21 protein-coding genes and 1 tRNA gene are annotated in these 23,804 nt (G+C 63.6%); 13 read left to right on the top strand and 9 right to left on the bottom strand.

The window, feature by feature from the left end; translation table 11 throughout:
• The first annotated feature begins 75 nt into the window (after positions 1-75).
• The 4 genes from L6637_RS34630 to L6637_RS34615 all read left to right on the top strand — a co-directional run bounded on the left by L6637_RS34630 (position 76) and on the right by L6637_RS34615 (position 6,872).
• Positions 76-756 carry a hypothetical protein gene (locus L6637_RS34630; protein ID WP_377803204.1) on the top strand — a complete coding sequence of 227 codons (681 nt, stop codon included), beginning with the start codon at positions 76-78 and terminating at the stop codon, positions 754-756.
• Positions 757-998: 242 nt separating this feature from the next.
• Positions 999-2,849 (top strand): caspase family protein, encoded by a 1,851-nt coding sequence (locus L6637_RS34625; protein ID WP_237866240.1) that lies wholly within the window; start codon positions 999-1,001, stop codon positions 2,847-2,849.
• Between the two features lie 320 nt (positions 2,850-3,169).
• Entirely contained in the window at positions 3,170-5,011 is a 1,842-nt protein-coding gene (locus L6637_RS34620; protein WP_237866239.1) for a caspase family protein, read from the top strand.
• A 13-nt stretch (positions 5,012-5,024) separates the two neighbouring features.
• A complete protein-coding gene (locus L6637_RS34615; protein ID WP_237866238.1) occupies positions 5,025-6,872 on the top strand; it encodes a caspase family protein in 1,848 nt (615 codons plus the stop codon).
• A gap of 327 nt (positions 6,873-7,199) precedes the next feature.
• On the opposite strand, the gene L6637_RS34610 is transcribed toward L6637_RS34615, so the two are convergent.
• Both L6637_RS34610 and cysE read right to left on the bottom strand, forming a co-directional pair.
• On the bottom strand, positions 7,200-7,418 hold the full coding sequence (locus L6637_RS34610; protein WP_007602550.1) for a DUF3126 family protein: 219 nt from the start codon (positions 7,416-7,418) through the stop codon (positions 7,200-7,202).
• Between the two features lie 123 nt (positions 7,419-7,541).
• Complete coding sequence (cysE, locus tag L6637_RS34605; RefSeq protein ID WP_237866237.1) at positions 7,542-8,366, bottom strand: serine O-acetyltransferase; 825 nt, start codon at positions 8,364-8,366, stop codon at positions 7,542-7,544.
• Between the two features lie 287 nt (positions 8,367-8,653).
• On the opposite strand from cysE, the gene L6637_RS34600 reads away from it, so the two are divergent.
• Positions 8,654-10,057 (top strand): hypothetical protein, encoded by a 1,404-nt coding sequence (locus L6637_RS34600; protein WP_237866236.1) that lies wholly within the window; start codon positions 8,654-8,656, stop codon positions 10,055-10,057.
• Here the strand turns inward: L6637_RS34600 and L6637_RS34595 are convergent.
• Together L6637_RS34595 and L6637_RS34590 are read right to left on the bottom strand one after the other, a co-directional pair.
• Positions 10,015-10,770 carry an alpha/beta fold hydrolase gene (locus tag L6637_RS34595; protein ID WP_237866235.1) on the bottom strand — a complete coding sequence of 252 codons (756 nt, stop codon included), beginning with the start codon at positions 10,768-10,770 and terminating at the stop codon, positions 10,015-10,017. The genes L6637_RS34600 and L6637_RS34595 overlap by 43 nt on opposite strands.
• A gap of 36 nt (positions 10,771-10,806) precedes the next feature.
• Positions 10,807-11,943: a hypothetical protein gene (locus L6637_RS34590; protein ID WP_237873481.1), complete on the bottom strand. Its 1,137-nt coding sequence runs from the start codon at positions 11,941-11,943 to the stop codon at positions 10,807-10,809.
• A 307-nt stretch (positions 11,944-12,250) separates the two neighbouring features.
• Here L6637_RS34590 and L6637_RS34585 point away from each other — a divergent pair, with 307 nt between their 5' ends.
• Positions 12,251-12,496, top strand: coding sequence for a zinc-finger domain-containing protein (locus L6637_RS34585; RefSeq protein ID WP_007602543.1), 246 nt, complete (start codon positions 12,251-12,253; stop codon positions 12,494-12,496).
• Positions 12,497-12,515: 19 nt separating this feature from the next.
• The gene (locus tag L6637_RS34580; RefSeq protein WP_237866233.1) at positions 12,516-13,718 is read left to right on the top strand and encodes an FAD-dependent monooxygenase; all 1,203 of its coding nucleotides are present in this window, start codon (positions 12,516-12,518) and stop codon (positions 13,716-13,718) included.
• Here L6637_RS34580 and L6637_RS34575 read toward each other — a convergent pair.
• Entirely contained in the window at positions 13,715-14,125 is a 411-nt protein-coding gene (locus L6637_RS34575) for a twin-arginine translocation pathway signal (RefSeq protein ID WP_237866232.1), read from the bottom strand. The two genes, L6637_RS34580 and L6637_RS34575, sit on opposite strands and share 4 nt — an antisense overlap.
• A gap of 170 nt (positions 14,126-14,295) precedes the next feature.
• Between L6637_RS34575 and L6637_RS34570 the strand changes: the two genes are divergently transcribed.
• The 3 genes from L6637_RS34570 (at position 14,296) to L6637_RS34560 (ending at position 15,282) form a co-directional block, all read left to right on the top strand.
• A tRNA-Leu gene (locus L6637_RS34570) sits at positions 14,296-14,384 on the top strand.
• Between the two features lie 19 nt (positions 14,385-14,403).
• Positions 14,404-14,700, top strand: coding sequence for a hypothetical protein (locus L6637_RS34565; RefSeq protein WP_237866231.1), 297 nt, complete (start codon positions 14,404-14,406; stop codon positions 14,698-14,700).
• 24 nt (positions 14,701-14,724) lie between these two features.
• Positions 14,725-15,282 (top strand): hypothetical protein, encoded by a 558-nt coding sequence (locus L6637_RS34560; RefSeq protein WP_237866230.1) that lies wholly within the window; start codon positions 14,725-14,727, stop codon positions 15,280-15,282.
• Positions 15,283-15,686: 404 nt separating this feature from the next.
• Here L6637_RS34560 and L6637_RS34555 read toward each other — a convergent pair whose 3' ends face one another.
• Entirely contained in the window at positions 15,687-17,003 is a 1,317-nt protein-coding gene (locus tag L6637_RS34555) for a hypothetical protein (RefSeq protein WP_237866229.1), read from the bottom strand.
• 158 nt (positions 17,004-17,161) lie between these two features.
• Positions 17,162-17,947, bottom strand: coding sequence for a crotonase/enoyl-CoA hydratase family protein (locus L6637_RS34550; RefSeq protein WP_237866228.1), 786 nt, complete (start codon positions 17,945-17,947; stop codon positions 17,162-17,164).
• 88 nt (positions 17,948-18,035) lie between these two features.
• On the opposite strand from L6637_RS34550, the gene L6637_RS34545 reads away from it, so the two are divergent.
• From L6637_RS34545 to L6637_RS34535, 3 genes are all read left to right on the top strand, one after another.
• Positions 18,036-18,617 (top strand): TetR/AcrR family transcriptional regulator, encoded by a 582-nt coding sequence (locus L6637_RS34545; protein ID WP_237866227.1) that lies wholly within the window; start codon positions 18,036-18,038, stop codon positions 18,615-18,617.
• A 124-nt stretch (positions 18,618-18,741) separates the two neighbouring features.
• The gene (locus tag L6637_RS34540; protein WP_237866226.1) at positions 18,742-19,992 is read left to right on the top strand and encodes a multidrug effflux MFS transporter; all 1,251 of its coding nucleotides are present in this window, start codon (positions 18,742-18,744) and stop codon (positions 19,990-19,992) included.
• A gap of 54 nt (positions 19,993-20,046) precedes the next feature.
• Entirely contained in the window at positions 20,047-20,187 is a 141-nt protein-coding gene (locus L6637_RS34535) for a hypothetical protein (protein ID WP_237866225.1), read from the top strand.
• Positions 20,188-20,255: 68 nt separating this feature from the next.
• Here L6637_RS34535 and L6637_RS34530 read toward each other — a convergent pair whose 3' ends face one another.
• Together L6637_RS34530 and L6637_RS34525 are read right to left on the bottom strand one after the other, a co-directional pair.
• Positions 20,256-21,854: a glycosyltransferase family 39 protein gene (locus L6637_RS34530; protein ID WP_237866320.1), complete on the bottom strand. Its 1,599-nt coding sequence runs from the start codon at positions 21,852-21,854 to the stop codon at positions 20,256-20,258.
• Positions 21,855-22,100: 246 nt separating this feature from the next.
• Positions 22,101-23,711: an ABC transporter substrate-binding protein gene (locus tag L6637_RS34525; RefSeq protein WP_237866224.1), complete on the bottom strand. Its 1,611-nt coding sequence runs from the start codon at positions 23,709-23,711 to the stop codon at positions 22,101-22,103.
• Between the last annotated feature and the right edge of the window lie 93 nt (positions 23,712-23,804).

Genomic DNA, 23,804 nt, shown 5'->3' with positions numbered 1-23,804 from the left:
CCCCGGACCCATTTGCGCGACGTCATGACGGTGTTTTCGGCAACCTCCCCTCGCTCTTCCAGGACGAACGCCAAGATGAGCGCAAAGGCGCGTGCGCGGACCCATCTCATCCCGCTCGCGCTCACCTGTGCCTTCGCCGTGAGCGCCGTCGGCCTGGTTGCCTATCTGCTGTGGCCGACCTGGAGCACGGGCGGCGCTGATGCACCGGACAAGCTGCCCGTCAGCGTCGGCGGCACGCTGTTCAATCTGCCGATCTCCGCGATCCGGATGAAGATCCAGCGGCACTCCGGACCGCAGGAGCGCATCGATCTCGACTTCCTCTATCCTTCGCTTGACGCACCGAGCGGGCCGACGCATGTCACCGCCGACACCGTCGACACGGCGATGCAGCCGATCGACCGCATCTTCCTGTCGATCGCGGCGCATCACGATGCGCTCTCGCCCGAGCAGCGAACGGCGACAATCTATCCGCGCTATCTCGAGCAGGCCGCGACAGCGCCGGACGACGGATTGACGATGCGCGCCTTCCGCAGCGACACGCCCTATGGCAGCGAGGATCTGTATTCCGCAAGCGCGCCCGCACTCGCCGCGCGCTGCACGCGCGATGCATCGACGCCCGGCATGTGCCTGTCCGAGCGCCGCGTCGACGGCGCCGATCTCACCTTCCGCTTTCCGCGGAGCTGGCTGTCGCAATGGCGCGATGTCGCCGGTGCAATGGACAGGCTGACGGCGCAGCTGCGCGGGCCGAAGGGCTGAGCGCTGGCCACCGCAACAAAAAATCGAAAACAACCCCATGCACAGTAGCCGGGGGGCCAGCCGCGCGGTTTCGTATTTTTCGAATTCCGGCTTGACCCGTCGGGCAAAACAGGATCACAATGGCAACGTGGGGTGATCGACCTGAACGACCCGGCTGCAAGGAATGTGACTGATGTCACAGGCCTTAAATTGCATTCGGCCATTCTTCGGATAATCTGACGCTATTGCGTTCGGGGGCTGGAATGCGGCTTCGGCTGTTCATTTTGTCAATTGTTGCGACTTGGCTTGCGACCTGGCTAGCGCCGGCCGGCTCTGCATTGGCCGCCGAAAAGCGCGTAGCGCTCGTCATAGGCAACTCGGCCTACAAGAACGTGGGGCGACTGAAGAACCCAGCGAACGATGCCGCGCTGGTTGGCGACATGTTCAAGAAAGCGGGTTTTGACTCGGTCGATGTCAAGTTCGACCTGGACGTCGCCGCGATGCGCAAGGCGCTGCGCGAGTTTGGCGGCAAAGCGCGCGAGGCCGACGTCGCGGTGATCTACTATGCCGGTCACGGCATTGAGCTGGACGGGACCAACTACCTCATCCCCACCGACGCGACGCTCGAGACCGACAGCGACGTCCTCGATGAAACGCTGTCGCTGGACCGGGCCCTGTTCGCAGTCGAACCAGCCAAGCAGCTGCGCCTCGTCATCCTGGATGCCTGCCGCGACAACCCGTTCGCCAAGACGATGAAGCGCACGATCGCCGCGCGCGCGATCGGCCGCGGCCTCGCCAAGGTCGAGCCGACCAGCCCGAACACCATGATCGCCTTCGCGGCGAAGGCCGGCTCGACCGCCTCGGACGGTGATGCGAAGAACAGCCCCTTTGCCACCGCTTTGGTGGAACGCCTGCCGACGCCGGGCCTCGACTTGGGCAAGGCCTTTCGATTCGTTCGCGACGACGTGCTCAAGACCACCGGCTACCAGCAGGAGCCGTATGTGTACGGGTCGCTTGGTGGAGATGACGTTTCGCTGGTACCGGCCAAGCCGGCAGCAGCCGGTCCACAGGCCAACCCGGACAGCGAAATCCGGCGCGACTACGAACTGGCGCTCCAGATTGGCACCCGGGACGTTTGGTCCTCGTTCATCAACCGCTACCCAAGCGGCTTCTACACCGACCTTGCCAAGGGTCAATTGAGCAAGATAGTCGCCGAGGAAGCTCGCGCTGCAGCTGCGGAAAAGGCCAGGCAGGCCGAGGACGAGAAGGCCCGATTGGCAACCGAACGCGCCAAGAAGGTCGAACAGGAGAAGGCCGCTGCGGCTGCCCAAGCCGCCGAGGACGCCCGGATCGCGGCCGAGAAAGCCAAGCAGATCGAGGAAACGAAGGCTGCGGCAGCCGAACAGCGCAGGAAAGATGCCGAGGCCGCCGTCGCCAAAGCGCTGGCCGACAAGCAGGCTGCCGAGAAGGCGCTCGCCGACAAGATGGCAAGTGACAAGGCGGCTGCCGAACTGGCTGCGAAGCAGGCGGCGGACGCGAAATCGCAGGAGGGCGAACAGAAAGTTGCCGCCGTTGCCCCGACCTCTTCACCGTCGAGCCTCTCTCCCCAGGAGACCGCGAAGCTGGTTCAGTCCGAACTCCGTCGTGTCGGCTGCTTGGCCGCCGCGGCCGACGGCGACTGGAATGCGACGTCGCAGCGCTCGCTGACGCAGTTCAACAAATATGCCCGGACGAACTTCGACGCCAAACTTGCAAGCTCCGACGCGCTCGATGCCATCAAGGCCAAGCCGGGCCGGATCTGCCCGCTGGTGTGCGATCACGGCTTCAAGGCCGATGGCGACGCTTGCGTCAAGATCGCGTGCCGCGCCGGCTATCGCATCAACGACGACAACGAGTGCGAGAAGGTGCAGGACAAGAAGCCGGTTGCGACCCGCGAGGATGCCAAGACGCGAGACGACAACAGGAAGAAGGTCGAATCGGCGCCCTCGAAGCCGCAGGCGTCTGGTCAGATCCTTTGCAATACGACAGGCTGTCGGCCGGTAACCCCCGGCTGTCGCATTGTTAGCGGGAGGAATTCAATGGACTCAGGGAAACAATACGAAGTGTGCAATTGAGGCACGGCTGAAAGGCAATTACTGCCTGACGCCACGGCGCGCGGTATTCTGGCGAAGAACCAGATCTCGACGCCAAAAGGTCGGCACCTGCGGACGCGATCCGCACATGCAAAGTAGCCCGGCGCCCGTCACGGCTTCTGATTTTCAATAATTCTGCTTTTTCGATATTTACCCTCGGCCGATACAGGGCATGATGGTATCATGGAGGGATTGATTGACTTGAATAACGCGGTTGCCAGCAATGTGACTGATGTCACAGACCACAAATTGCATTCGGCCATTATGCGGATAATCTGACGCTATTGCATTCGGGGGCTGGAATGCGGCTTCGGCTGTTTGTTTTGTTTGTTGTGGCGACCTGGCTTTCAGCCTGGCTCGGGACCGGCTCCGCACTGGCCGCCGAAAAGCGTGTCGCGCTGGTGATCGGCAATTCGGCCTACAAGAGCGCCCCGCGGCTCACCAATCCGGTTAACGACGCCACCCTGGTCGGTGGCATGTTCAAGTCCGCCGGCTTCGACAATGTCGATGTCAGGCTCGACCTGAATGCTGCCGACATGCGCAGGGCGCTGCGGGAGTTCGCGGGCCGGACGCGCGATGCCGGGGTTGCGGTAATCTACTATGCCGGACACGGCATTGAGCTCGACGGCACCAACTATTTGATCCCCACTGACGCCGCGCTGGAGACAGACGGCGACGTGCTCGACGAGACCGTTGCGCTCGATCGCGCACTGTTCGCTGTCGAACCGGCCAAGCAGCTCCGGCTCGTCATCCTTGATGCCTGCCGCGACAACCCGTTCGCAAAGACCATGAAGCGCACGGTTGCCTCGCGCGCAATCGGCCGCGGCCTTGCCAAGGTCGAGCCGACCAGCCCGAACACCATGATCGCCTTTGCGGCCAAGGCCGGCTCCACCGCCTCGGACGGCGATGCGAAAAACAGCCCGTTTGCCACCGCTCTCGTCGAACGTCTGCCGACGCCGGGGCTCGACCTGGGCAAGGCTTTTCGATTCGTTCGTGACGACGTGCTGAAGAGTACGGGCTACAAGCAGGAGCCTTATGTGTACGGCTCGCTCGGCGGCGATGATGTTTCGCTGGTACCAGCGAAACCAGCGGCCACAGGACCGCAGGCGAGCCCCGATGATGCGACCCGCCGGGGCTACGAACTCGCACTTCAAGCGGGCGATCGCGACGCGTGGGAGGCGTTTCTGCGGGCCTTCCCGAGCGGTTTTTATGCGGACTTGGCGAAGGTGCAGCTCAAGAAGATTGTCGCCGAAGAAACCCGCGCCGCGGCTGCCGACAAGGCACGACAGGCCGAAGAGGAGAAAACCCGGCTCGCGGGCGAGCGCGCCAAGAAAGCCGAACAGGAGAAAGCCGCTGCGGCCGCCAAGGCGGCAGAGGACGCCCGGCTTGCCGCCGAGAAGGCCAAGCAGATCGAAGAGGCCAAGGCGGCCGCAGCAGAACAGCGCAGAAAGGATGCCGAGGCTACCGTTGCCAAAACGCTGGCCGACAAGCAGGCCGCCGAGAAGGCGCTCGCCGACAAGATCGCGAGCGACAGGGCGGCGGCTGACAAGCAAGTGACCGAGAAGCCGCAAATGGCCGACGGTCAAGAGAAGGTTGCAACAGTTGCCCCGACCTCGTCGCAGCCGAGACTTTCCCCCGCGGAAACGGCGAAGCTGGTTCAGTTAGAGTTGCGCCGTGTCGGCTGTCTCGCGGACGCAGCCGATGGCGACTGGAATGCGTCATCGCAACGTTCGCTGACGCAGTTCAACAAATACGCGGGAACGAAGTTCGACGCCAAGCAGGCGAGCTTCGACGCGATCGATGCCATCAAAGCCAAATCGGGCCGGGTCTGCCCGCTGGTCTGCGAGCACGGCTTCAAGGCCGATGGCGATGCCTGCGTGAAGATCACCTGCCGCGCGGGCTATCGCGTCAATGACGACAACGAGTGCGAGAAGACGCGGGACAAGAGGCCGGTTGCCACCCGGGAGGATGCGAAGCCGCGAGACGACGAGAGAAAGAAGAGCGAAGCCACGCCGGCAAAGCCGCAGACCACGGGGCAGATCTATTGCAACTCGACAATGTGTCGTCCGGTGCGACAAGGATGCCGCTTGCAGCTGCCTAAGGCTGCTTTCACTCAGGGACATATGACTGAGGTCTGCGATTGAGGGTTGGCCGCATATGCTGAGAGTCCTGATTGCCCTTCTTCTTACAAGTTTCACCTGCGGCGCGGCGTTTGCCGAAAAGCGTGTCGCGCTGGTGATCGGCAATTCGGCCTACAAGAGCGCCCCGCGGCTCACCAATCCGGTGAACGACGCCACCCTGGTCGGTGGCATGTTCAAGTCCGCCGGCTTTGACAATGTCGATGTCAGGCTCGACCTGAATGCTGCAGACATGCGCAGGTCGTTGCGCGAATTTGCGGGCAAGACCCGCGATGCCGAGGTTGCGGTGATCTACTATGCGGGACACGGCATCGAGCTCGACGGCACCAACTACCTGATCCCCACCGACGCCGCTCTGGAGACCGACGGCGACGTGCTCGACGAGACTGTTGCGCTCGACCGCGCGCTGTTCGCCGTGGAATCGGCCAAGCAGCTCCGGCTCGTCATCCTGGATGCCTGTCGCGACAATCCCTTCGCCAAGACCATGAAGCGGACCATGGCCTCGCGCGCGATCGGCCGCGGCCTCGCCAAGGTCGAGCCGACCAGCCCGAACACCATGATCGCTTTTGCGGCCAAGGCCGGCTCGACTGCCTCGGATGGTGATGCGAAGAACAGCCCGTTTGCCGCCGCTCTGGTCGAACGCCTGCCGACGCCGGGCCTCGATCTCGGCAAGGCTTTTCGATTCGTCCGTGACGACGTGCTCAAGGCCACCGGCAACAAGCAGGAGCCCTTTGTCTACGGCTCGCTCGGCGGAGATGACTTAGCCCTGGTTCCGGCGAAGCCAGTCGCGGCTGGACCGCAGGCAAACCCGGACAGCGAAATCCGGCGCGCCTACGAACTGGCGCTCCAACTCGGCACGCGCGAAGTTTGGGCGGCGTTCCTCAACCGCTACCCGAGCGGATTCTACACAGACCTCGCCAAGGCCCAGCTCAATCGGATTGCCGCCGAAGACGCCCGTGCTGCAGCGGCTGAGAAGGTGCGACAAGCCGAGGAGGAGAAAGCAAGACTGGTAGCCGAACGAGCGAAGAAGGCCGAGCAGGACAAGGCAGGAGCGGCAGCCAAGGCCGCCGAAGATGCCCGGCTAGCGGCAGAAAAGGCCAAGCAAATCGAGGAAGCCAAGGCGGCCGCAGCAGAGCAGCGTAGAAAGGATGCCGAGGCCGCTGTTGCCAAGGCGCTGGCCGACAAGCAGGCCGCCGAGAAGGTGCTCGCCGACAAGGTCGCAAGTGACAAGGCCGCTGCCGATTTGGCTGCGAAGCAGGCTGCGGACGCAAAAGCGCGGGAGAGCGAACAGAAAGTTGCCGCCGTGACCCCGACGTCGTCGCAGCCGAGCCTGTCGCCGCAAGAGACGGCAAAGTTGGTTCAGTCCGAGTTGCGTCGAGTCGGCTGTCTGGCGGCCGCGGCCGACGGCGACTGGAATGCGACATCGCAGCGCTCGCTAACGCTGTTCAACAAATATGCCGGAACGAAGTTCGATGCCAAGCAGGCGAGCTTCGACGCGCTCGACGCAATCAAGGCCAAGCCGGGCCGGGTCTGCCCGCTGGTGTGCGATCGCGGATTCAAGGCCGACGGCGATGCTTGCGTGAAGATCGCCTGCCGCATCGGCTATCGCGTCAACGACGACAACGAATGCGAGAAGATTCAGGACAAGAAGCCGGTTGCCACTCGCGAGGATGCCAAGCCGCGAGACGACGCGAGGAAGAAAGTCGAGTCCTCACCCGCGAAGCCGCAGGCGACAGGTCAAATGTTTTGTAACAATGCGGGTTGCCGTTCAGTCCGGCCGGGCTGCCACCTTGAGGCTACTGGAATGAAGCCCGGCCAAAGCACTCCGAGTTCTTCGGGCGCCTCAAGCGTGGAAATCTGCAACTGAAGACGAGTGACAGGCGAGGAAGAAGCCTTCGGTACATAGATTGTGCTGCTGGCAGAACACTCCGAATACTCTCGATTCTAATTTGAGGCTGAAATGGTGCGCTTCGGCTAATTATCGCTGCGCTCGCAATGACGATGTTGATGCAGTTGTACTCAAAACGCGATCTCGTGCCCCGAACGCAGCGCAGCGTCTTTTCGACGGTGCGCTGCAGTGCCAGGGCCCATGTTGCAGAGATGCGCTGTGTGGCTTCGGCGTCCCGTCTCTGCACTGCAACGCTTTAGGCGTTGCAGTGCGTCCGGGACACAAGAGGACGACCCGTGCGTCGAATTATTCCTGATCGACCAGATCGTCCTCGAGGATCGCCATCTGGAACTGGAACGAGCGATCATCGTCCTCGTCGTCGACAAACAGCACGCCGATGAACTCCTCGCCGATATAGACCTCGGCGGAATCGTCCTTCTTCGGCCGCGGCACGACGCGGATCTTCGGGTTGCCGAAAACGCGTTTCAGATACGCATCCAGCTTTCTGACTTCTTTGACGTCCACGGCAAGTCTCCGATCAAAATTGGTCGGCGGGTTTTAGGACGAGATGCGGCGAACCGCCAGCATGAATTGCCAAAGAATTTGGGGACGAAAAGGGCCGGCAAATCCGGCCCTTAACGTGCACGCTTAAAGTCCCATCGCGTTGATCATCTGGTCCATGGTGCGCGATGGCTCGGCGCAGCCGGCTTTGCCCACGATCTTGGCCGGCACGCCCGCGACCGTGACGTTGTGCGGCACGGGCTCAAGCACGACCGAACCTGCGGCGATGCGCGCGCAATGGCCGATCTCGATATTGCCGAGGATCTTGGCGCCGGCGCCGATCAGCACGCCATGACGAATCTTCGGATGACGGTCCTCGTTCTCCTTGCCGGTGCCTCCAAGCGTGACGCCGTGCAGGATCGAGACGTCGTCCTCGATCACAGCCGTCTCGCCGCAGACAAAGCCCGTGGCGTGGTCGAGGAAGATACCGCGGCCGATGCGCGCGGCGGGATTGATGTCGGTCTGGAACACCGCGGAGGCGCGGCTCTGCAGGTAGTAAGCAAAGTCCTTGCGGCCCTTCAAATAGAGCCAGTGCGCGAGGCGATGGGTCTGGATCGCGTGAAAGCCCTTGAAGTAGAGCAAGGGATCGATGAAGCGCGAGGTCGCGGGATCGCGGTCGTAGACGGCGACGAGATCGGCGCGGAAGGCATTGCCCAAATCAGGATCGTCGCGCAGCGCCTCGTCGAAGGTCTGGCGCACCAGATCACCCGAGAGCGCGGCGTGATCGAGCCGGTCGGCGACGCGGTGGACCACCGAATCTTCGAGCCGGCTGTGGTGCAGCACCGTCGAGTAGATGAAGGTCGCAAGCTCGGGCTCGCGGTAGACGATGTCCTCCGCCTCGCCACGGATCCGGTCCCAGATCGGATCGAGCGAAGCAAGCTTTCCTCCCGGATTGACCTGATGCACTGCCATGATTGTCTCTCTGGAATCTGCTCTTTCGAACGGCTGGTTTTGTTGGCTTTATAGCACAGTGTAGGCGACAAAGTCCTGACGGGCTTGCCTGAGAGTGAACAGCGCCTTGCCCCGCGAAAGCACGCCAACGCCTTGAAACACAAGAACTTCTTCTGGCGTCCCCAGGCGGCAAGGTCGGCTTGAAATGGTCAGAGTCTCGCCAAATTCAAGCCGGGTCGCGTCAAACTATTGGTGAATTTCGTCCCGACCCTTATTGCGGGCATGGTCCTGATGACCACGGAGCCGTTTTGAGCATCACCACCGATCAATTGCGCGCGCGCGCCGCGGGTACGTTTTGGCTGCGGCTGGCGGCGGTGGCGCTGCCTCTCCTGTTGATCGCGCCGGCGTTCTGGAACGGCTATCCGCTGTTGCAATGGGATACCGGCGGCTATCTGGCGCGCTGGTACGAAGGCTATCTGGTGCCGAGCCGGTCCACCGTATTCGGCATCTATCTGCACCTTGGCGAGAGCTCCGGATTCTGGATCAATCTCGCGGTCCAGTCGCTGGTCACATTGTGGCTGTTGCAGCTCACCTTACGCGTCCTCTCGATGATGCAGACGGCCCGCTTCGCGGCCATCAGCCTGCTGCTGATCCTGTCGACGGCCCTGCCCTGGCTTGCCAGCATGCTGCTCACCGACATCTTCGCGGGGCTGTCGGTGCTGTCGCTGTTTCTGCTGGTCGTTGGCGGCAGCCGCATCTCTTGGGCGGAGCGGGCCGCGCTGTTTGTCTTCACCGCCTTTGCGGCCGCAACCCACAGCGCCACGCTCGGCGTGCTGTTCGGGCTCTGCGCCGTCGGCTGGATGGCGCGGCCGTTGCTTGGGCCTCGTCTGCCGATCGCTGGACTGGCCCAGGCGAGCCTGACAATCGTCGCAGGGGCGCTGATGCTGATCGCAGCCAACCACGCGCTGTCAGGCAAATGGGCCTGGACGCCGGGCGGCACCGGCGTCGCCTTCGGTCGCATGATGCAGGACGGCATCGTTGCGCAATTCCTGAACGACCATTGCCCGCGCGAAAACTTCAAGCTCTGTCCCTATCGCAATGAGCTGCCGGCCACCGCTGACGAATTCCTATGGGGCCACAGCATGTTCAACACGCTCGGCCGCTTCGATGGGCTTAATGACGAGATGGGCACCATCGTCGAACGATCGCTCGCGGACTATCCGGCGTGGCAGGCCGGTGCGGCGCTGCGGGCGACGGGCCAACAATTGCTGCATGTGGCGACCGGCGAAGGCTCCAGTGTCTGGATTCCGCACACCTACGGCATCATCGAACGCTACATTCCGGCGCAGGTCGCGCCGATGCGCGCGGCGCGTCAGCAGAATTGGGAGCTCGATTTCGACTACGTCAACTGGCTGCACGTGCCGGTCGCGCTGGTCTCGATGCTGGGGCTGCTCGCGCTGCTCGGATACGCGCTCGCCCATCGCCGGCTCGACGACCTGACGCTGCTGGCGGGGACCGTGACGCTGGCCCTGCTCGGCAACGCCTTCATCTGCGGTGTGATCTCAGGCCCGCACGACCGCTACGGCGCGCGGATGGTGTGGGTCGCGACCTTCGTGGTGCTGATGGCGCTGTTTCGTGCATTCGGCGACGACGATCCAGTCGAGACAGCTCAACCGCGGCGTGACAGGAAATCCAGCACGCCCGACTTGTAGACCTTGTCGCCGACCGCACGCATGTGGTCGCGGTTTGGGATGTCGAGCACTTCGGACCCGGGGATGATCGCGCCGAGCGCGCCGGCCGAGCCCGCAACGTCATCGGTCGAGCCGACTGCAATCAGCACGGGCACATCGATGCGTGCGGCCTCGTCGCGGGTCATGAGATCGCGCGTGCCACGCAGGCAGGCGGCCAGCGCCACGCGGTCGGAGCGGGTCTGATCGGCAAACGCACGAAACGTGCGACCGACGGGATCGCTGACGTCGTCGAGCGAGGCCGCTTCCAGCGCCTCGGCGACGACCTCGCCAGGCCCGGTGCCTTCAATCAGGCCGCCAATGCCGATGCCGCCGAGGATCGCCGAGCGCAGGCGCTGCGGCTCATTGAGACCGAGCCAGGCCGTCATCCGGCCGCCCATCGAATAGCCCATGATGTCGGCCTGAGGGATGGCGAGATGATCCATCAGCGCCAATACGTCGCCGGCCATGGTGGGGATCGAATATTGCGCGGGATCGTAGAGCTTTGCGCTCTCGCCATGACCGCGATTATCGAGTGCAATGACGCGGCGACCGTTCTTGCGCAGCTCCGAGACCCAGGTCGGATAGACCCAGTTCACGTTCTTGCTGGAGGCAAAGCCGTGCACCAGGATGATCGGATCGCCCTCGCCTTCGTCGAGATAGGCAATTTCAACAGCGCCGTTGTGAAAGCTCGGCATCAGCAGGTCCGCAATGTTGTGGGGAGAGGTTTAATCTTAGGCCGTGGCGGCCGCGTTGGCCAGTGCGGCTTCGGCAGCCAGTTTAGCCTGGCGAAGCCGCCGGGCCCGCCTGCGGTCGCACCATCCTTGCGTGAGGCGCTCGGTGGTCGCCTTGATCGAGGACAACAGGCCGAACAGCGTCAGCGCGGCACCGAGGAGCCACAGCGTGAGATCGAACGCGCCGCCGACGAGCAGCAATGCACCGCGCCCCAGCAGCTTCATGATCGCGCGCGTCTTGCTGCCTTGTGCTTCCGCCAGCCGCGCCGCGCGCGCGACATCCTTCGGACCCTCGGCGATGCGCAAGGTATCCATGGCGCCGCGCGTGCCTGATTTCTCGGCCACGCGCGTGACGTCCTTGCCAAGCCGGACCAGCGCACCCGCCTTCTCGACGCGGAACGCGGCCTTGATCGCATTCACCGTCTCGCCCGGCCGCAGCACCGAGCCGGAGGCGACCGCGTTCTGGAGCATCGGCGTATCCACCACCTCGCGCGCGGACCGGCCGGCCCATTCGGCGAGACCTTCGCCGAGCCGTCCGACCTTGCGGGCATCCTTCACCAGCGTCAGCCCGGCACGAACAGGCGCGGCGCCGCCGGCGGATACGTAGGTCACGGCGGTCACCGCGAGACCCGCGGTGGCAAGACCAAGCACCAGGCGATCGGTATCCTCGCCCATCGCAAGATGCTTGCCCTCGCGCACGACGTCCCTGATATCGCCGATCACGAAGAGATCGCCGGCGACCGTCCCTGACAGGCTCGCGACATCTTCGGCATTGCCGGTGACGAGACCGGTGGCGAAGCGCTTGGCGAAATGCGAAGAGGAGTTTTCCGACTTGACGGCGTCGCTGACCCGGCCGAGCAGGTCGTCGGGCAGTGCGATGTTGCGGTCACGCGCGAGCGCGACAAAGCTGTCGGCGAGGTCGGCATCATCAGCCTTGAGAGCAGTCTCGATATTGTCCTGAACCAGGCGATCGTTGTTCGCGAGGGTCGCATCGAGCTTGAGTTCGGACAGCGCCGCCGGATCATCCTGGGCGGCGAGGATAGCGCCGGCCTGCCGGGCATGCGGCGCTACCTGCGCGAGCACAAGGCTGCATGCAGCAATTCCTGCCAACGCTGAGCTGATTCGCAGCCACTTCATGCTGAAAGCCTGGACATTGGCAGAATCATTTTGCGCCTGATGGTTCGTCTTTCGTCGCAATTTCGCGTGTCCACAGACATAGTATGCCAAAATTGCGACACAACGTCCCCGACGAAAGAAGGGCTTCTCTGAGGCGACAAGATTGTGTCGAATTTGCATGAGCAAATGAGCATGGGGCAATTGCGAACCTTTCGGTTCCGCCGGGCTAGCAATCACTTGCACCCATCAGTATGGTCCGCGGCGTCGATAATATGCCGCGTCACTGCTGATTGTGTCTGCCGCCATTGCCACTCCAGGATGAACTACGATGTCCGACCATGTCGTCCCGCACTTCCATAACGATGCCGGTGTCCCCGTCATCGAGATCGGCTCGCAAGAGTTCATGTGCGTCGGCGCCAACCCTCCGTTCGATCATCCGCACGTCTTCCTGGACCTCGGCAACGACAACGAGATCATCTGCCCGTACTGCTCGACGCTGTACCGCTTCGCCGCCGATTTGAAGGCGGGCGAGGCCCGTCCGCCGGAATGCGTCTTGAAGGACAAGGTGGCCTGACCGTCCCCCTCGGTCAGGGGTGGCTCTCCCGCGAACGATCGTCATTGCCGGTGCCGGCATCGGAGGATTGACGGCTGCGCTCGCGCTCGCGGCCCGCGGTTTTCGCATCGTCGTGCTGGAAAAGGCCGAGCGGCTCGAGGAAGTCGGCGCCGGCCTGCAACTCTCTCCCAATGCCAGCCGCGTGCTGGTCGAGCTCGGCCTCGCCGAGCGGCTGAAGCTGCGCGCCGTGGTCCCGGACGCGGTGTCGATCATGAGCGCGCGCGCCGGCGGGGAGCTGTTGCGGATGCCGCTCGGTGATGCGGCGTCAGCGCGCGCCGGGGCGCCCTATTGGGTCGTGCACCGCGCCGACCTGCAATCGGCGCTCGCGGGCGCAGTCGCTGATCATCCCGATATCGATCTGAAGCTGGGCGCGACCTTCGAGGATGTCGCGCCTCACGCCAAGGGACTGACAGTCGTCCATCGCAGCGGCACCATCAGGCGCAGCGATCTCGCCAGCGCGCTGATCGGCGCCGACGGCATCTGGTCGACGGTGCGCCAGCATCTGTTTCCCGAGGTGCAGCCGCGCTTCTCCGGTTTGATCGCCTGGCGCGGCACGCTGGATGCCACGCAATTGCCGAAGGATTTTACAGCGCGGCGGGTGCAGCTCTGGATGGGCCCGAACGCGCATCTGGTCGCCTACCCCATCGCCGGCGGACGCCAGCTCAACGTGGTGGCGGTGCTGCCGGGCACCTGGAACAGGCCGGGCTGGAGTACGCCCGGCGATCCCTTCGAGGTGATGGAGGCCTTCGCCGCGCCGCGCTGGCCGCCGACGGCGCGGATGCTGCTGGCCGCCGTCGACAGCTGGCGCAAATGGGCGCTGTTCGGCGTGCCCGACGGATGCCCCTGGAGCAAGGGCCCGGTCGCGCTGCTCGGCGATGCCGTGCATGCGATGCTGCCGTTTGCCGCGCAAGGCGCCGGCATGGCGATCGAGGATGCAGCCATGCTCGCCCGGCATCTGAGCCTCGATACGGCCGAGGACACGGCCGGCATCACCGCGGCGCTGACCCAATATGGTCGTGCACGTCAGGCTCGTGTCAGGAAGGTGCAGCAGACCGCGCGGCAGCAGGGCCGCATCTATCATCTGGGCGGCCCCTTCGCGATCGCGCGCGATCTCGTGATCCGCGCGCTGGGACCTGAGCGCATGCTGGCGCGGCAGGACTGGATTTACGGCTGGAGGCCCTAGCGTTTCGGCGCGGGCTTGATGTCCGGCCGTTGGGGCGCGGTCGCCGCCGACGCCGCAGCAGGCGGTGTTTCCCGGCACCTGTTGCGGCGCCACGCATCCTCGGCCAGCTGCGCCATCCCACGGACCGCGATATAGTCGTTGCGATAGGCGAGCTCGGACACGACCGCGCCGCCGGTCCCGGTCTCGGCCTTGTCCATCAGCTTCTGCAAATCCGCGGTACGCGTGGCGAGCGATTTGCGCTCGGCCTCGAGCTGTTTGCAGTCGTACAATTCGTATCTGGCAGGATCGGCGAAGGCTGGAGCGATCGTCTCGCTCACGCCGGCGCAGCCTGACAGCGCGAAGCCGGCCCCGACGAGCGCGGCAACCGCGCAAGGCAAGCGCAGGGAGGAGAAAGGCAAAGCAGGCATGGGTCGCAAAATAGTCCCCGTGAATTGAGAATGCCTAAAGCAGGACCAGATGTCCGGATTGAGGCTTTGCCTTGTGCCGCCGGCTCGCTTAAGGAAGAACCCCCTGTCCGGCCGAAGCGCCAGTTCCAGACGGTTGGACGGGACTTAAGTGTTTGATCTCGTTGGATCAAGCGGGCATGGCGGAATTGGTAGACGCAAGGGACTTAAAATCCCTCGGCGCGCAAGCGCTGTGCCGGTTCGATTCCGGCTGCCCGCACCACCTGCCCCGGCGCTGCCGATTGCGCCCGCAGGATGATCCAGAAGCACAGCAGCGCGATCGCCAGCTGATCAAAGCCATCTATGAAGACATACCCTGTGATCGACGCCAGCGCAGGGATGCCGACCGCAATTGCCAGGACGACGGCAAGCCCGGCTGCAGGAAGATCGACGACGAGAATGGCGGCGTAGAGGGCGATATCGAAGAAGGCATATTCCTTCAGTCGCGGGGCGCAGAGGTAGAGCGCATACATCGTCAGCACGACGAGGCGCATTGCCGGGACGGGATGCTCAATCAGCCAGCGGTCGAACCATTTTAGGGGTGATCTTGCGTCGGCCGGCCCGTGCGCAGCAACCATGCGCCAGACCGAAACAGCGAGCGGCGCGATCACGAGCGCCACCGCGGCGAAGCCATAAAGCGAGGCAGCGATCAGCTTGCTGCCGCCGAGCCCGAGACTGTCCGCGAGAGCGAGCGCGAGGAACAGAAGCGACGGATTGAGGTCGTCACCTGGCGAATGTTGCCCCGGAATCTGGCCGGAGATCGCGCTCAGCCAGCTCGGAAACAGGTTTGCGTAAAACACCGCCGAGATCAGAATCGGCAGCGCGAATGCACCGGCTGCAACAGCAATCAGCATCAGCTTGCGCGAGCGCCGCAGCGGCAAGAGATAGAGCGCAGCGAGGATCGGACAGTAGACCAGCTTGAACGAGGTCACGAGGCCGAGCAGCGCAGCCCCGGCCAGCTGCAGCGACAAGGTCTTGTTCCCCTGCCCTTCGGAACGGGCCGGACGCAGCAACAGAGCCAACGCCACCGAGGTCAGCAGGCCGCTGAAGATCGCAAAATTGCCGGTCGCCAGAATCCATTCAAGCCCGACGAAGCCGCCAAGCACGAAGATGACCCGTAGCGCGGTGTCGCGGAGGCTTCGGCGTCTCTCGCCGAGACAAGGCAACGCTAGCGCGCACAGGATGGCTAGAAAGAGATAGATGCTCTTGTAATGGGCAACCAGGACGCCGCCGGCGCAGAGCGGACGAAAAGCGTCCAGCGTCGCGGGCAGATAAGGATAGGAATACTTCGCGTCGCTGAGGTTCTTGACGAAATAGGGATCAAGCCCGGCGATATGGGCATCGACGGCGGCGCAGTTCACCCGCGCGTCCCAGCCGAAGGTCTCGTCCATGCTGAGATAGATCGCGGTAGCGACAGCGACCAGCATGGCCACGACCACGATGAGGCGGGTCAGCCAGCTCGTGCCCGGCGCATCGGCCGCATGTGGCCGCCCCGTGGCGGCGATGGATGTAGCACCGCCGCTCTTCATGGAACCAACTCTTCCCGTTGGTCGCGGGCCAGCATGCTGCGAAAATCGAACAGCATGGTCCAAAAGCAAACCAGCGCGATGGCGAGCAGAGCGAAGCTGCCCTCAAACGCAACGCCGGCAATCGAAGCCATTGCGGGGCTGGCTATGGCGACGGTCAAGACCATGGCGAGCGCCGGCGTCGAAAGATCGACGACGAGCACGGCGAGATAGAGCGCCAGCTCGAAGAAGGCATATTCCTTGATGCGCGGCGAGCACAGATAGAGGCCGTACATCGCAAGCACGGTGACGCGCATGGCTGTTTGCGGGTGATCCATCAGCCAGCGGTCGAGCCGTGCCGGGAATGATGCTCCACCGGCGGCAATTCCGAGCGCGCTCAGCAACACCAGGGCAAAGGGCGTGATCACGAGCGCGAATGCGGCAAGCGCGTAGATCGCGAACTCGATCGGCCTGCTGTCCGCGAGCCCGATATGGTCCATCAGATTCCGCGCGACCAGAAGCAGCGATGGATTGATTTCCTCCAGATGGACCGAATGCTGGTTGGGGATCTGTCCCTTAATCGCCAGCAGCCAGCTCGCGAACAGCTCCGGATAGAACACCACCGAGATCAGGATCGGTAGCGCGAAACCAAAGCCGGCCACCGCGAGAAGACCGAGTTTCCGGGCCCGTCGCAGCGGCAGGAAGTAAAGTGCGGCCAGGACGGGGCAGAACACCAGCTTGAACGACACGACGAGACCGAGCAGCGCAGCGCCGGCGGCGCGCATCAGGAAGCGCCGATCGCCATTCGCTTCGGCTGGAAGCAGCAGCGCCAGCGCAACCGCCGTCAAAAGGCCGCCCAGAATCGCAAAATTTCCGGATGCCAGCACCCATTCGAAACCGACGAACGCGCCGAGCGCACAGAGCACCTTGAGGCCGACATCGCGCAGACCCGCACGCGACCTGCGTAGTCCAGGGAGGAGCAAGCCACAGAGCGCCGCGAGGACGAGATAGAAGCCTCTGTAGTGATCGACGAGAAGGCCGCCTGCGCAAAACGGACGAAACGCGTCAAGCGTCGCCGGGAGATAGGGATAGGAGTAGGAGGTGCCCTTCAGGTTCTTGACGAAGTAGGGATCGAGCCCTGCGACATGCGCGTCGACTGCCGCACAATTGACACGGGCGTCCCAGCCGTAACCCGTTCCCAGCGCCGTGTCGTTGGCGAGATTGTAGAGCGCCAGCACGGTTACGATCGCGATCAGGGAACCAAGCCAGACATTCCGCTTCGCAGCCGTGTCGGCCGACGGCCCCAACCATCGTGTCGCACCCGTGACGTCGGACACCGCAAAATACCTGTGTGCTGCTTGAGTTCCCCCGGCGCCTGATCTGGCGTCCAGTCGGCACACAGTGGACAGGATTTGTTGCGGATTCATCTTCCCAAGCGGTTGTCGCCGCTCTTATGGTGAATCCCTGGTTTCCAACCCCTGCAAGGGACGGCAGGTCAACCTGACCTTCCGGCGCGGGCGGCCAGCCAGGCATCGAGCGCCTCGCGCGTGTCCTGCGTCGCCGCCATCCGCGCGAACTGCTCGCTCTCGATGGCGAGCCCCTCCGCGATCGAAGCGTTGAGGCCGCGCGTGGCCGCCGTAATGACCCGGGCCACCGCAAGCGGCGAATGCCTGATGATGCGATCAGCCAGCGCCAGGGCGGTATCCAGCAGCTCCTCGTGCGGCACGATGCGGTTGACGAGGCCGATCTCGCAGGCACGTTGCGGCGAAAAGGAATCGCCGGTCAGGAGATGTTCCAGCGCCCGCTTGCGGCCCGCGAGTCGCGGCAGGCGCTGCGTGCCGCCGAAGGTCGGCGTGATGCCGATTGCGATCTCGGGCTTGGCAAAGCTGGCGCGCTCGCTGGCGATGGCAAGATGCACGGCTTCCGTGATCTCGCAGCCGCCGCCGAAGGCGATGCCGTTGACCGCAGCGACGATCGGCTTCGGAAACCCTTCCATGCGCGCCGTCATCGCCTGCCCGCGCCGCACGAAGGCTTTCACCGCAGCATCGGGGCCAATCTTCACGCTCTCGGCGAATTCGGCGATGTCGGCGCCCGCCGAGAAGGCGCGATCGCCGGCTCCGGTCAGCACCACGGCGCGAATGCGCGCATCATCCTCGATGCGATCGAGGATCGCCATCATCTGATCGATCAGCGCGTAGCTCAACGCATTGAGCTTGCTCGGGCGGTTCAGGGTCAGCAGCGCGACGGCGCCGCGCGTTTCCAAGAGGACGAGGTCAGACAAGAGCAGGTTCCTTCCAGATCGAACGGGAGCGGAAGTCAGCCACAGCGGAATTGTTGTGTATACTCACTAGGCAGTATACATTGCAGGCATGGCCACCAGGGGTGACAGCACACGCGAGCAGATCGTCGTTGCGGCGACGCGGCTGTTCTATGGCGAGGGCATCAGGGCGGTGAGCATGGACGCCGTCGCCGAGAAGGCCGGCGTCACCAAGAAGACGCTGTATTATCACTTCACCAGCAAGGACGAGCTCGTCGCCGAAACCATCGCAGCGAGGGACCAGCCGACGCTGGAGCTGTACATGCGCTGGTTCGCCGAGACCGATGGCTCCGTGGCCGACAAGGTCCGCGGCCTCTTCACCAAGCTCGGCAAGTCGGTGGATACGCCGAAATGGCGCGGCTGCGGCTTCCTGCGCACCATCGCCGAGCTCGCCAACACGCCGGCGCACCCGGCGGTCAAGGCCGGCGCGGCCCACAAGAAACGTTTCGAAGCGTGGCTTGAGGCGGAATTGCGCAACCAGGACATTGGCGGCGCGGCTGCGCTGGCGCGTCAGATCGTGATCCTGCTCGACGGCGCCACGACCGTGATGTTGATCCATCGCGATCTCGCTTACGTGGAGACCGCCGGCCTGATGGCGCTGGACCTGGTCGAGCGGTCCCGGCGTGCGAGCTGACTCCAGCCCCCGTCTTCACCATTTGTTGTCCCTCCCCGGCCCCGCCGGACAGCCATCCCAAAACATGGGTTGTGCGATGCAGCACGAGCCTTAGATATGACCTCTGAAATCAGAGGTGTGCTGCTTGTCCGACGTCAATGCCGACGAATGGGTGTCCTCGGGACACCGTCCGATGGGTTTTCCCGAATTCGTCATCGTGATCGCGTCCATCATGGCGCTGAATCCGCTCGCGATGGACATGATGCTGCCGGCGCTGCCCAATATCGGGGCGGCCTTCAACATTCCCAACGCCAACCATCTCCAGCTCGTGCTGTCGACCTTCCTGATCGGCTTCGGCGCCGGCCAGTTCATCATGGGCCCGCTGTCGGACCGGTTCGGGCGACGGCCGGTGCTGCTCGGCGGCATGGCAGTTTATGCGGTGGCGAGCGTGCTGGCGGTCGCGGCGCCCACCTTCGAAACGCTGCTGCTGGCCCGCGCGCTTCAGGGGCTCGGTACGTCAGCGACGCGCGTCATCGCGACCTCGATCGTGCGCGACTGTTATGCCGGCCGCCGCATGGCGAGCGTGATGTCGCTTGCAATGATGATCTTCATCGCGGTGCCCGTGATCGCGCCCTCGTTCGGACAGGCGGTGTTGCTGGTCACGCATTGGCGCGGCATCTTCGTCGTGCTGATGCTCTACGGTGTCATCGCGCTGGCATGGAGCGTGTGGCGGCTTCCGGAGACGCTACCCGAGACGGAGCGCAGGTCGCTCGCACCTGCCGACGTGCTCTCGGCGTTCCGCCAGACCGTCACCAACCGCCAGACCATCGGCTATGCGACGGCCGCCGGCAGCGTCATGGGCGCGCTGTTCGCCTTCGTGTTTTCCGCGCAGCAGGTCTTCACCGGCATCTATCATCTCGGCCATTACTTCCCGCTTGCCTTCGCCGCGATCGCGGCCGGCACCGCCGTCGCTGGCTTCCTCAACGCAAAGCTGGTCGGGCGGCTCGGGATGCGCGTGATCTCGCACGGCGCGCTATCGCTCTATGCTGCGGTGGCAGGCGTGATGCTGCTGACCGAGATCCTCGGCGTGCTGCCGCTGCCCCTGTTCATGGCGCTGTCGGCGCTGATGATGTTCTCGTTCGGCATGATGGTTGCCAATTTCACCGCGCTCGCGATGGAGCCGCAGGGGCATATCGCCGGCACCGCCTCCTCGCTCTACGGCTCGATCACGACGCTGATTGGCATCGTGGTCGGCACCGCGATCGGCCAGAGCTTTGATGGCACGCTGCTGCCGTTCTCGATCGGCTTCTTCCTGTCGACGCTCGCGGCGCTCGCAATCGTGATTGTCGTCGAGAAGGGACGGCTGTTCAAGCCGCATCATCGCCCGATCGTGTGAGGAACCTCGAAGGCGCTTCGATGTTGTCCTGCAGCAATTCGAGAGGCCGCTTCAATGGAACTGGAACAGCGCGACGAACGTCGCAAGTCGAACCGGCAGCCCGCCGAACCCGCGGCATCGCGCGCTGAACAAGCCGCAGTCGACCCGCCCTTCGCCAGCGAGGGACTCGAACAGGTCCGCGACAGCCACTGCTGAACGCTCTCGATTATCGTTGTGAAGCGCTTGCTTCACGCGAATCGGCACCCGCTTCGCTCGAAAACGATTCAGTCCAGGCCGCGCTTGCTCGCACTGAAATCCTGCGCGGCGCTCTCGGGCGATGCATCACCGTTCGCGCGCGGCGGCACGATCATCATCACCACGTCCCGAGACAGGCCGGTTCGGCCCCACAGCGAGGCCTGCACGGTGAACTCCCGTCTGACGAATGTCGCGGTGCGCGAGGTCACCCATTCCATCCAGCGAGCGCAATCGTCCTGACCCTTGAAGCAGAGTGCGGCCCAGCCGCGATCCAGTGTCGTCCTGCGCGGCAGCCCCCAATTGTGCTGATGCTCGAATGGACGCGCGTAGAGCGGATGGTCGGGGCTGTAGAATGCGGTGGCGAAAGCGAGTGAATCGTCGCCACTGACGGCTCTGAGGGGCTCGCCGGTCAGCTCGTGCCATTGTCTTGTGAGCTCGCTTGCGGCTTGCGCGTAAAGATTCCGTCCCTCTTCGTAGCCGTTGATATTGCGATAAAAGTCATGGATGGGGGCCGCGACCAGGACGGCGACCAGCGCAACACCTGCAACGATGACCGTGACATTGACGGTGTAGAAGCGCTCGATCGGGTAGCGAGCGCCGCAGACGATGAGCACGACGAATAGAAACAGCCCCTGCAGGGCCCATAGCGACGGCAGATCAGTCCCCATCGCGAGCGAGGTCAGAACCGGCAGGACGATCGTGCCGATGGCGACGTAGAAGAGAAGCCGAAGGCCCGCGCTCATCGCAACAAAGTCGGCCGGAAATTGTTTCAGGCGCGTGCCCGATATCATCACCCAGATCAAGGCCGCAGCGCTGATGGCCGCGATAAGCCCCAGCAGGAAGTTCTTCACGTCACTGAGCGAGCTGACAGCATTGCCATTGGCATGGGCCAGCGCGTAGCCGAAGGTCGACGCTCCCGTGGTCGCAAGCCAATAGATGTGCGGCGACAGCACCGCGAGCCCGGTCAAGGCCGAGATCCAGGGCGAAGCCGAGGTGAAATAAGCGCGACGCGAGGGGTGCGCCAGCGCCGCAACCGCAAAGCTCGCGACCAGAAAGATCGAATAGTATTTGCCGACCATGGCGAGCGCCGCGGTGCACCCGGCCGCGACCGCCCAGAACACCGACCGTGTTTCGAACGCGCGCAGAAAACACCATGTGGCCAGCGGCCATGTCGCCAGCAGCACGGAGTTGGCGTTGAAGCGCTGGGCGTGGAATTGATAGGCCGGCGTCAGCATCAACAACAGCAGCACCAGGATGCGCTTGTGTCCGGTGACGAATTGCCGCGCCACGCAGTCGACGAAGAACAGCGCGAGCCCCGCATTCACCATCGCCATCAGTTGCAGCGACACGTCGCCGACCGGGGATACGAAGGTCCAGCTTGCTGCGACCCAGCCCATCAGCGGCGGATGCTTGTGATAACCGAAAGCGAAATTCCGCCCCAGCGTCCAGGCCTCGAGCGTGTCGGGGTGCAGACCGCCACCGGCATAGGCGATGGCAAGATACAGCGTCCAGCTTGCGACGAAGCACGCAATAAGAAGTGGTACGGCCCAGCCCGCCTCCACACCATCGAGCCAGCGCAGCAACGGGCGCCGCCAGCGCGCCGGCGCGCGATCCGACCGTTCGGCCATCGCCTGGAATGCAAAATCGATCGGCACGAGACTCAAATCAAAGAAGGGCAAGCGGTGCTGGCAAACCATCTATTTCAGATCAGAAACAAATAGCAACAATTGGAAACCGGAAGAGTTAAAGGCGCCCCGCTTTCAGTGAAGGGCTCCCGCCGTAGGAGGAACGGCAAAAGACAACGGCGCCGCTGACGACAGCGGCGCCGCGTGTCGATGCTATGAGGTTGCGGGAGTTCCCTTATCCCTGCTTCGTCACTCCGACTTATCGATATTCCAGAACACCGGGGTCGCGGGGCCCTCGATCACGCCAGACAGCGACTTCCGCCACGCGCTCGGCGATTGATACTGGCCGAGCGGTATGTACAGCACCTGATCGTAGGCTTCCTTCTGGATCTCGGCCGCGATCTTCTTCTGCTCATCGAGCGAAGCCGCGCGAACGAACGCGTCCTTGAGCTGCTCGACCTTGGCGTCCTCCGGCCAGCCGAACCAGCCGCCCTTTTTGCCCTGCCCACCGACGGCGATGTTGGAAATCGGGTTCGAGGCGTCGGCGCTGACAAAGTTTGTGACGAACATGTCCCAGCCGCCCTCCTTCGGAGGCTTCTGGCTGGCGCGCCGGCTTACCACCGTCTGCCAATCGGTGGCCTGCAAATCAACCTTGAAGCCGGCTTCGCGTAGTTGCTGGGCCATTACGATCGGTTGAGCCTTCAGCGTCACGACGTCGCCCGGCGCCATGAGCACAACCGGTGTCCCGTCGTAGCCGGACTCGGCGAGCGCCTTTCTGGCCGCAGCCATGTCGCCGCCCTTCGCGAGGACCTCACCGCCAATCTCCGTCGCGAACGGCGTGTCGCAGATGAAGGCCGCAGCGCACGTCTTGTAGTATTTGGGATTGCCGATCAGCGCATCGAGCACGTCCTTCTGGTTGACCGCCATGAATGCTGCGCGACGAACCTTGACGTTGTCGAATGGCGGATGGAGGAAATTCATCCGCGCGCCAGTCTGGAATCCGAACTTGTTCAGGATATCAACCTTGAGGTCCTTGTCGGCCTCGATGGTAGGCAACATCTCGATGGCAGGCACTTCCATGAAATCGATGTCGCCCGACTGCAGCGCGTTCAACGCCGTCTGCGCGTCCGGCATGGTGATCCATTCGACGCGGTCGACCTTCACCACCTTGCCGCCCGCGGTCCAGCTCGGCGGCTCCTTGCGCGGAACGTAGTCGGTGTTCTTGACATAGACCGACTTCACGCCCGGCTGGAATTCATCCTGCACGAACTTGAACGGGCCGGAGCCGATCTGCTCGGGGATCTGCTTGTCCACCGGCGTCTCGGCCAGACGCTTCGGCATCATGAAAGCGACCCGCGAGGACGGCTTGCCGATCGCATCAAGCACGAGCGCGTAGGGCTCCTTCAGCTTCAACGTGATCGTCTTGGGGTCGGTCGCCTCGATGCTCGCGGTGAACAGCATCATCTGCTGCCCCATGCTGTCGACCGCGGCCCAGCGCTTCAGCGAGGCAACGCAATCTTCCGCGGTGACGGGCGCGCCGTCATGCCATTTCAGGCCGTCGCGCAGCGTGAATGTATAGGTGAGCTTGTCGTCAGAGATTTTCCAGTCCGCCATCTGCGGCTGAATCTTGAAGTTCGAATCCGTCGCGATCAGCGTGTCGAAGACCATGTAGCCATGATCACGCGCGATATACGCGCTGGTGAAGATCGGATCGAGGATGCGCAGATCCGAATGCATCACGGCGGTGATAGTCTTGCCGGCCGCAAGCACCGGCGAGGCGATGGCCGTGGAAAGCGCGACGACCGACAGCGCAAGTTTGGAGGCGAACGTGCGACGCCCCCGCCGCATGAGTTGGAACATTGAAGCCCTCCTGGCGAGAGCGGCACCGCTGCAAGCACGGCGCTGCGCGATGGAAAAGACGAAGGGCGCGGAATGCGCCCTTCGCTCGTTTCG

Source organism: Bradyrhizobium zhengyangense, assembly GCF_022012435.1.
GTDB classification, from domain to species: Bacteria; Pseudomonadota; Alphaproteobacteria; order Rhizobiales; family Xanthobacteraceae; genus Bradyrhizobium; species Bradyrhizobium zhengyangense.
This window is presented reverse-complemented; position numbering and strand designations above follow the sequence as displayed.

Excerpts from the sequence above, each read along its gene's own strand:
- L6637_RS34595 (WP_237866235.1), bottom strand. The coding sequence starts at position 10,770 with ATGCCGAGCTTTCACAACGGCGCTGTTGAAATTGCCTATCTCGACGAA.
- L6637_RS34585 (WP_007602543.1), top strand. The coding sequence starts at position 12,251 with ATGTCCGACCATGTCGTCCCGCACTTCCATAACGATGCCGGTGTCCCC.
- L6637_RS34530 (WP_237866320.1), bottom strand. The coding sequence starts at position 21,854 with ATGGCCGAACGGTCGGATCGCGCGCCGGCGCGCTGGCGGCGCCCGTTG.
- L6637_RS34525 (WP_237866224.1), bottom strand. The coding sequence starts at position 23,711 with ATGTTCCAACTCATGCGGCGGGGGCGTCGCACGTTCGCCTCCAAACTT.
- L6637_RS34575 (WP_237866232.1), bottom strand. The coding sequence starts at position 14,125 with ATGCCTGCTTTGCCTTTCTCCTCCCTGCGCTTGCCTTGCGCGGTTGCC.
- L6637_RS34625 (WP_237866240.1), top strand. The coding sequence starts at position 999 with ATGCGGCTTCGGCTGTTCATTTTGTCAATTGTTGCGACTTGGCTTGCG.
- L6637_RS34545 (WP_237866227.1), top strand. The coding sequence starts at position 18,036 with ATGGCCACCAGGGGTGACAGCACACGCGAGCAGATCGTCGTTGCGGCG.
- L6637_RS34535 (WP_237866225.1), top strand. The coding sequence starts at position 20,047 with ATGGAACTGGAACAGCGCGACGAACGTCGCAAGTCGAACCGGCAGCCC.
- L6637_RS34615 (WP_237866238.1), top strand. The coding sequence starts at position 5,025 with ATGCTGAGAGTCCTGATTGCCCTTCTTCTTACAAGTTTCACCTGCGGC.
- L6637_RS34620 (WP_237866239.1), top strand. The coding sequence starts at position 3,170 with ATGCGGCTTCGGCTGTTTGTTTTGTTTGTTGTGGCGACCTGGCTTTCA.
- L6637_RS34590 (WP_237873481.1), bottom strand. The coding sequence starts at position 11,943 with ATGAAGTGGCTGCGAATCAGCTCAGCGTTGGCAGGAATTGCTGCATGC.
- cysE (WP_237866237.1), bottom strand. The coding sequence starts at position 8,366 with ATGGCAGTGCATCAGGTCAATCCGGGAGGAAAGCTTGCTTCGCTCGAT.
- L6637_RS34630 (WP_377803204.1), top strand. The coding sequence starts at position 76 with ATGAGCGCAAAGGCGCGTGCGCGGACCCATCTCATCCCGCTCGCGCTC.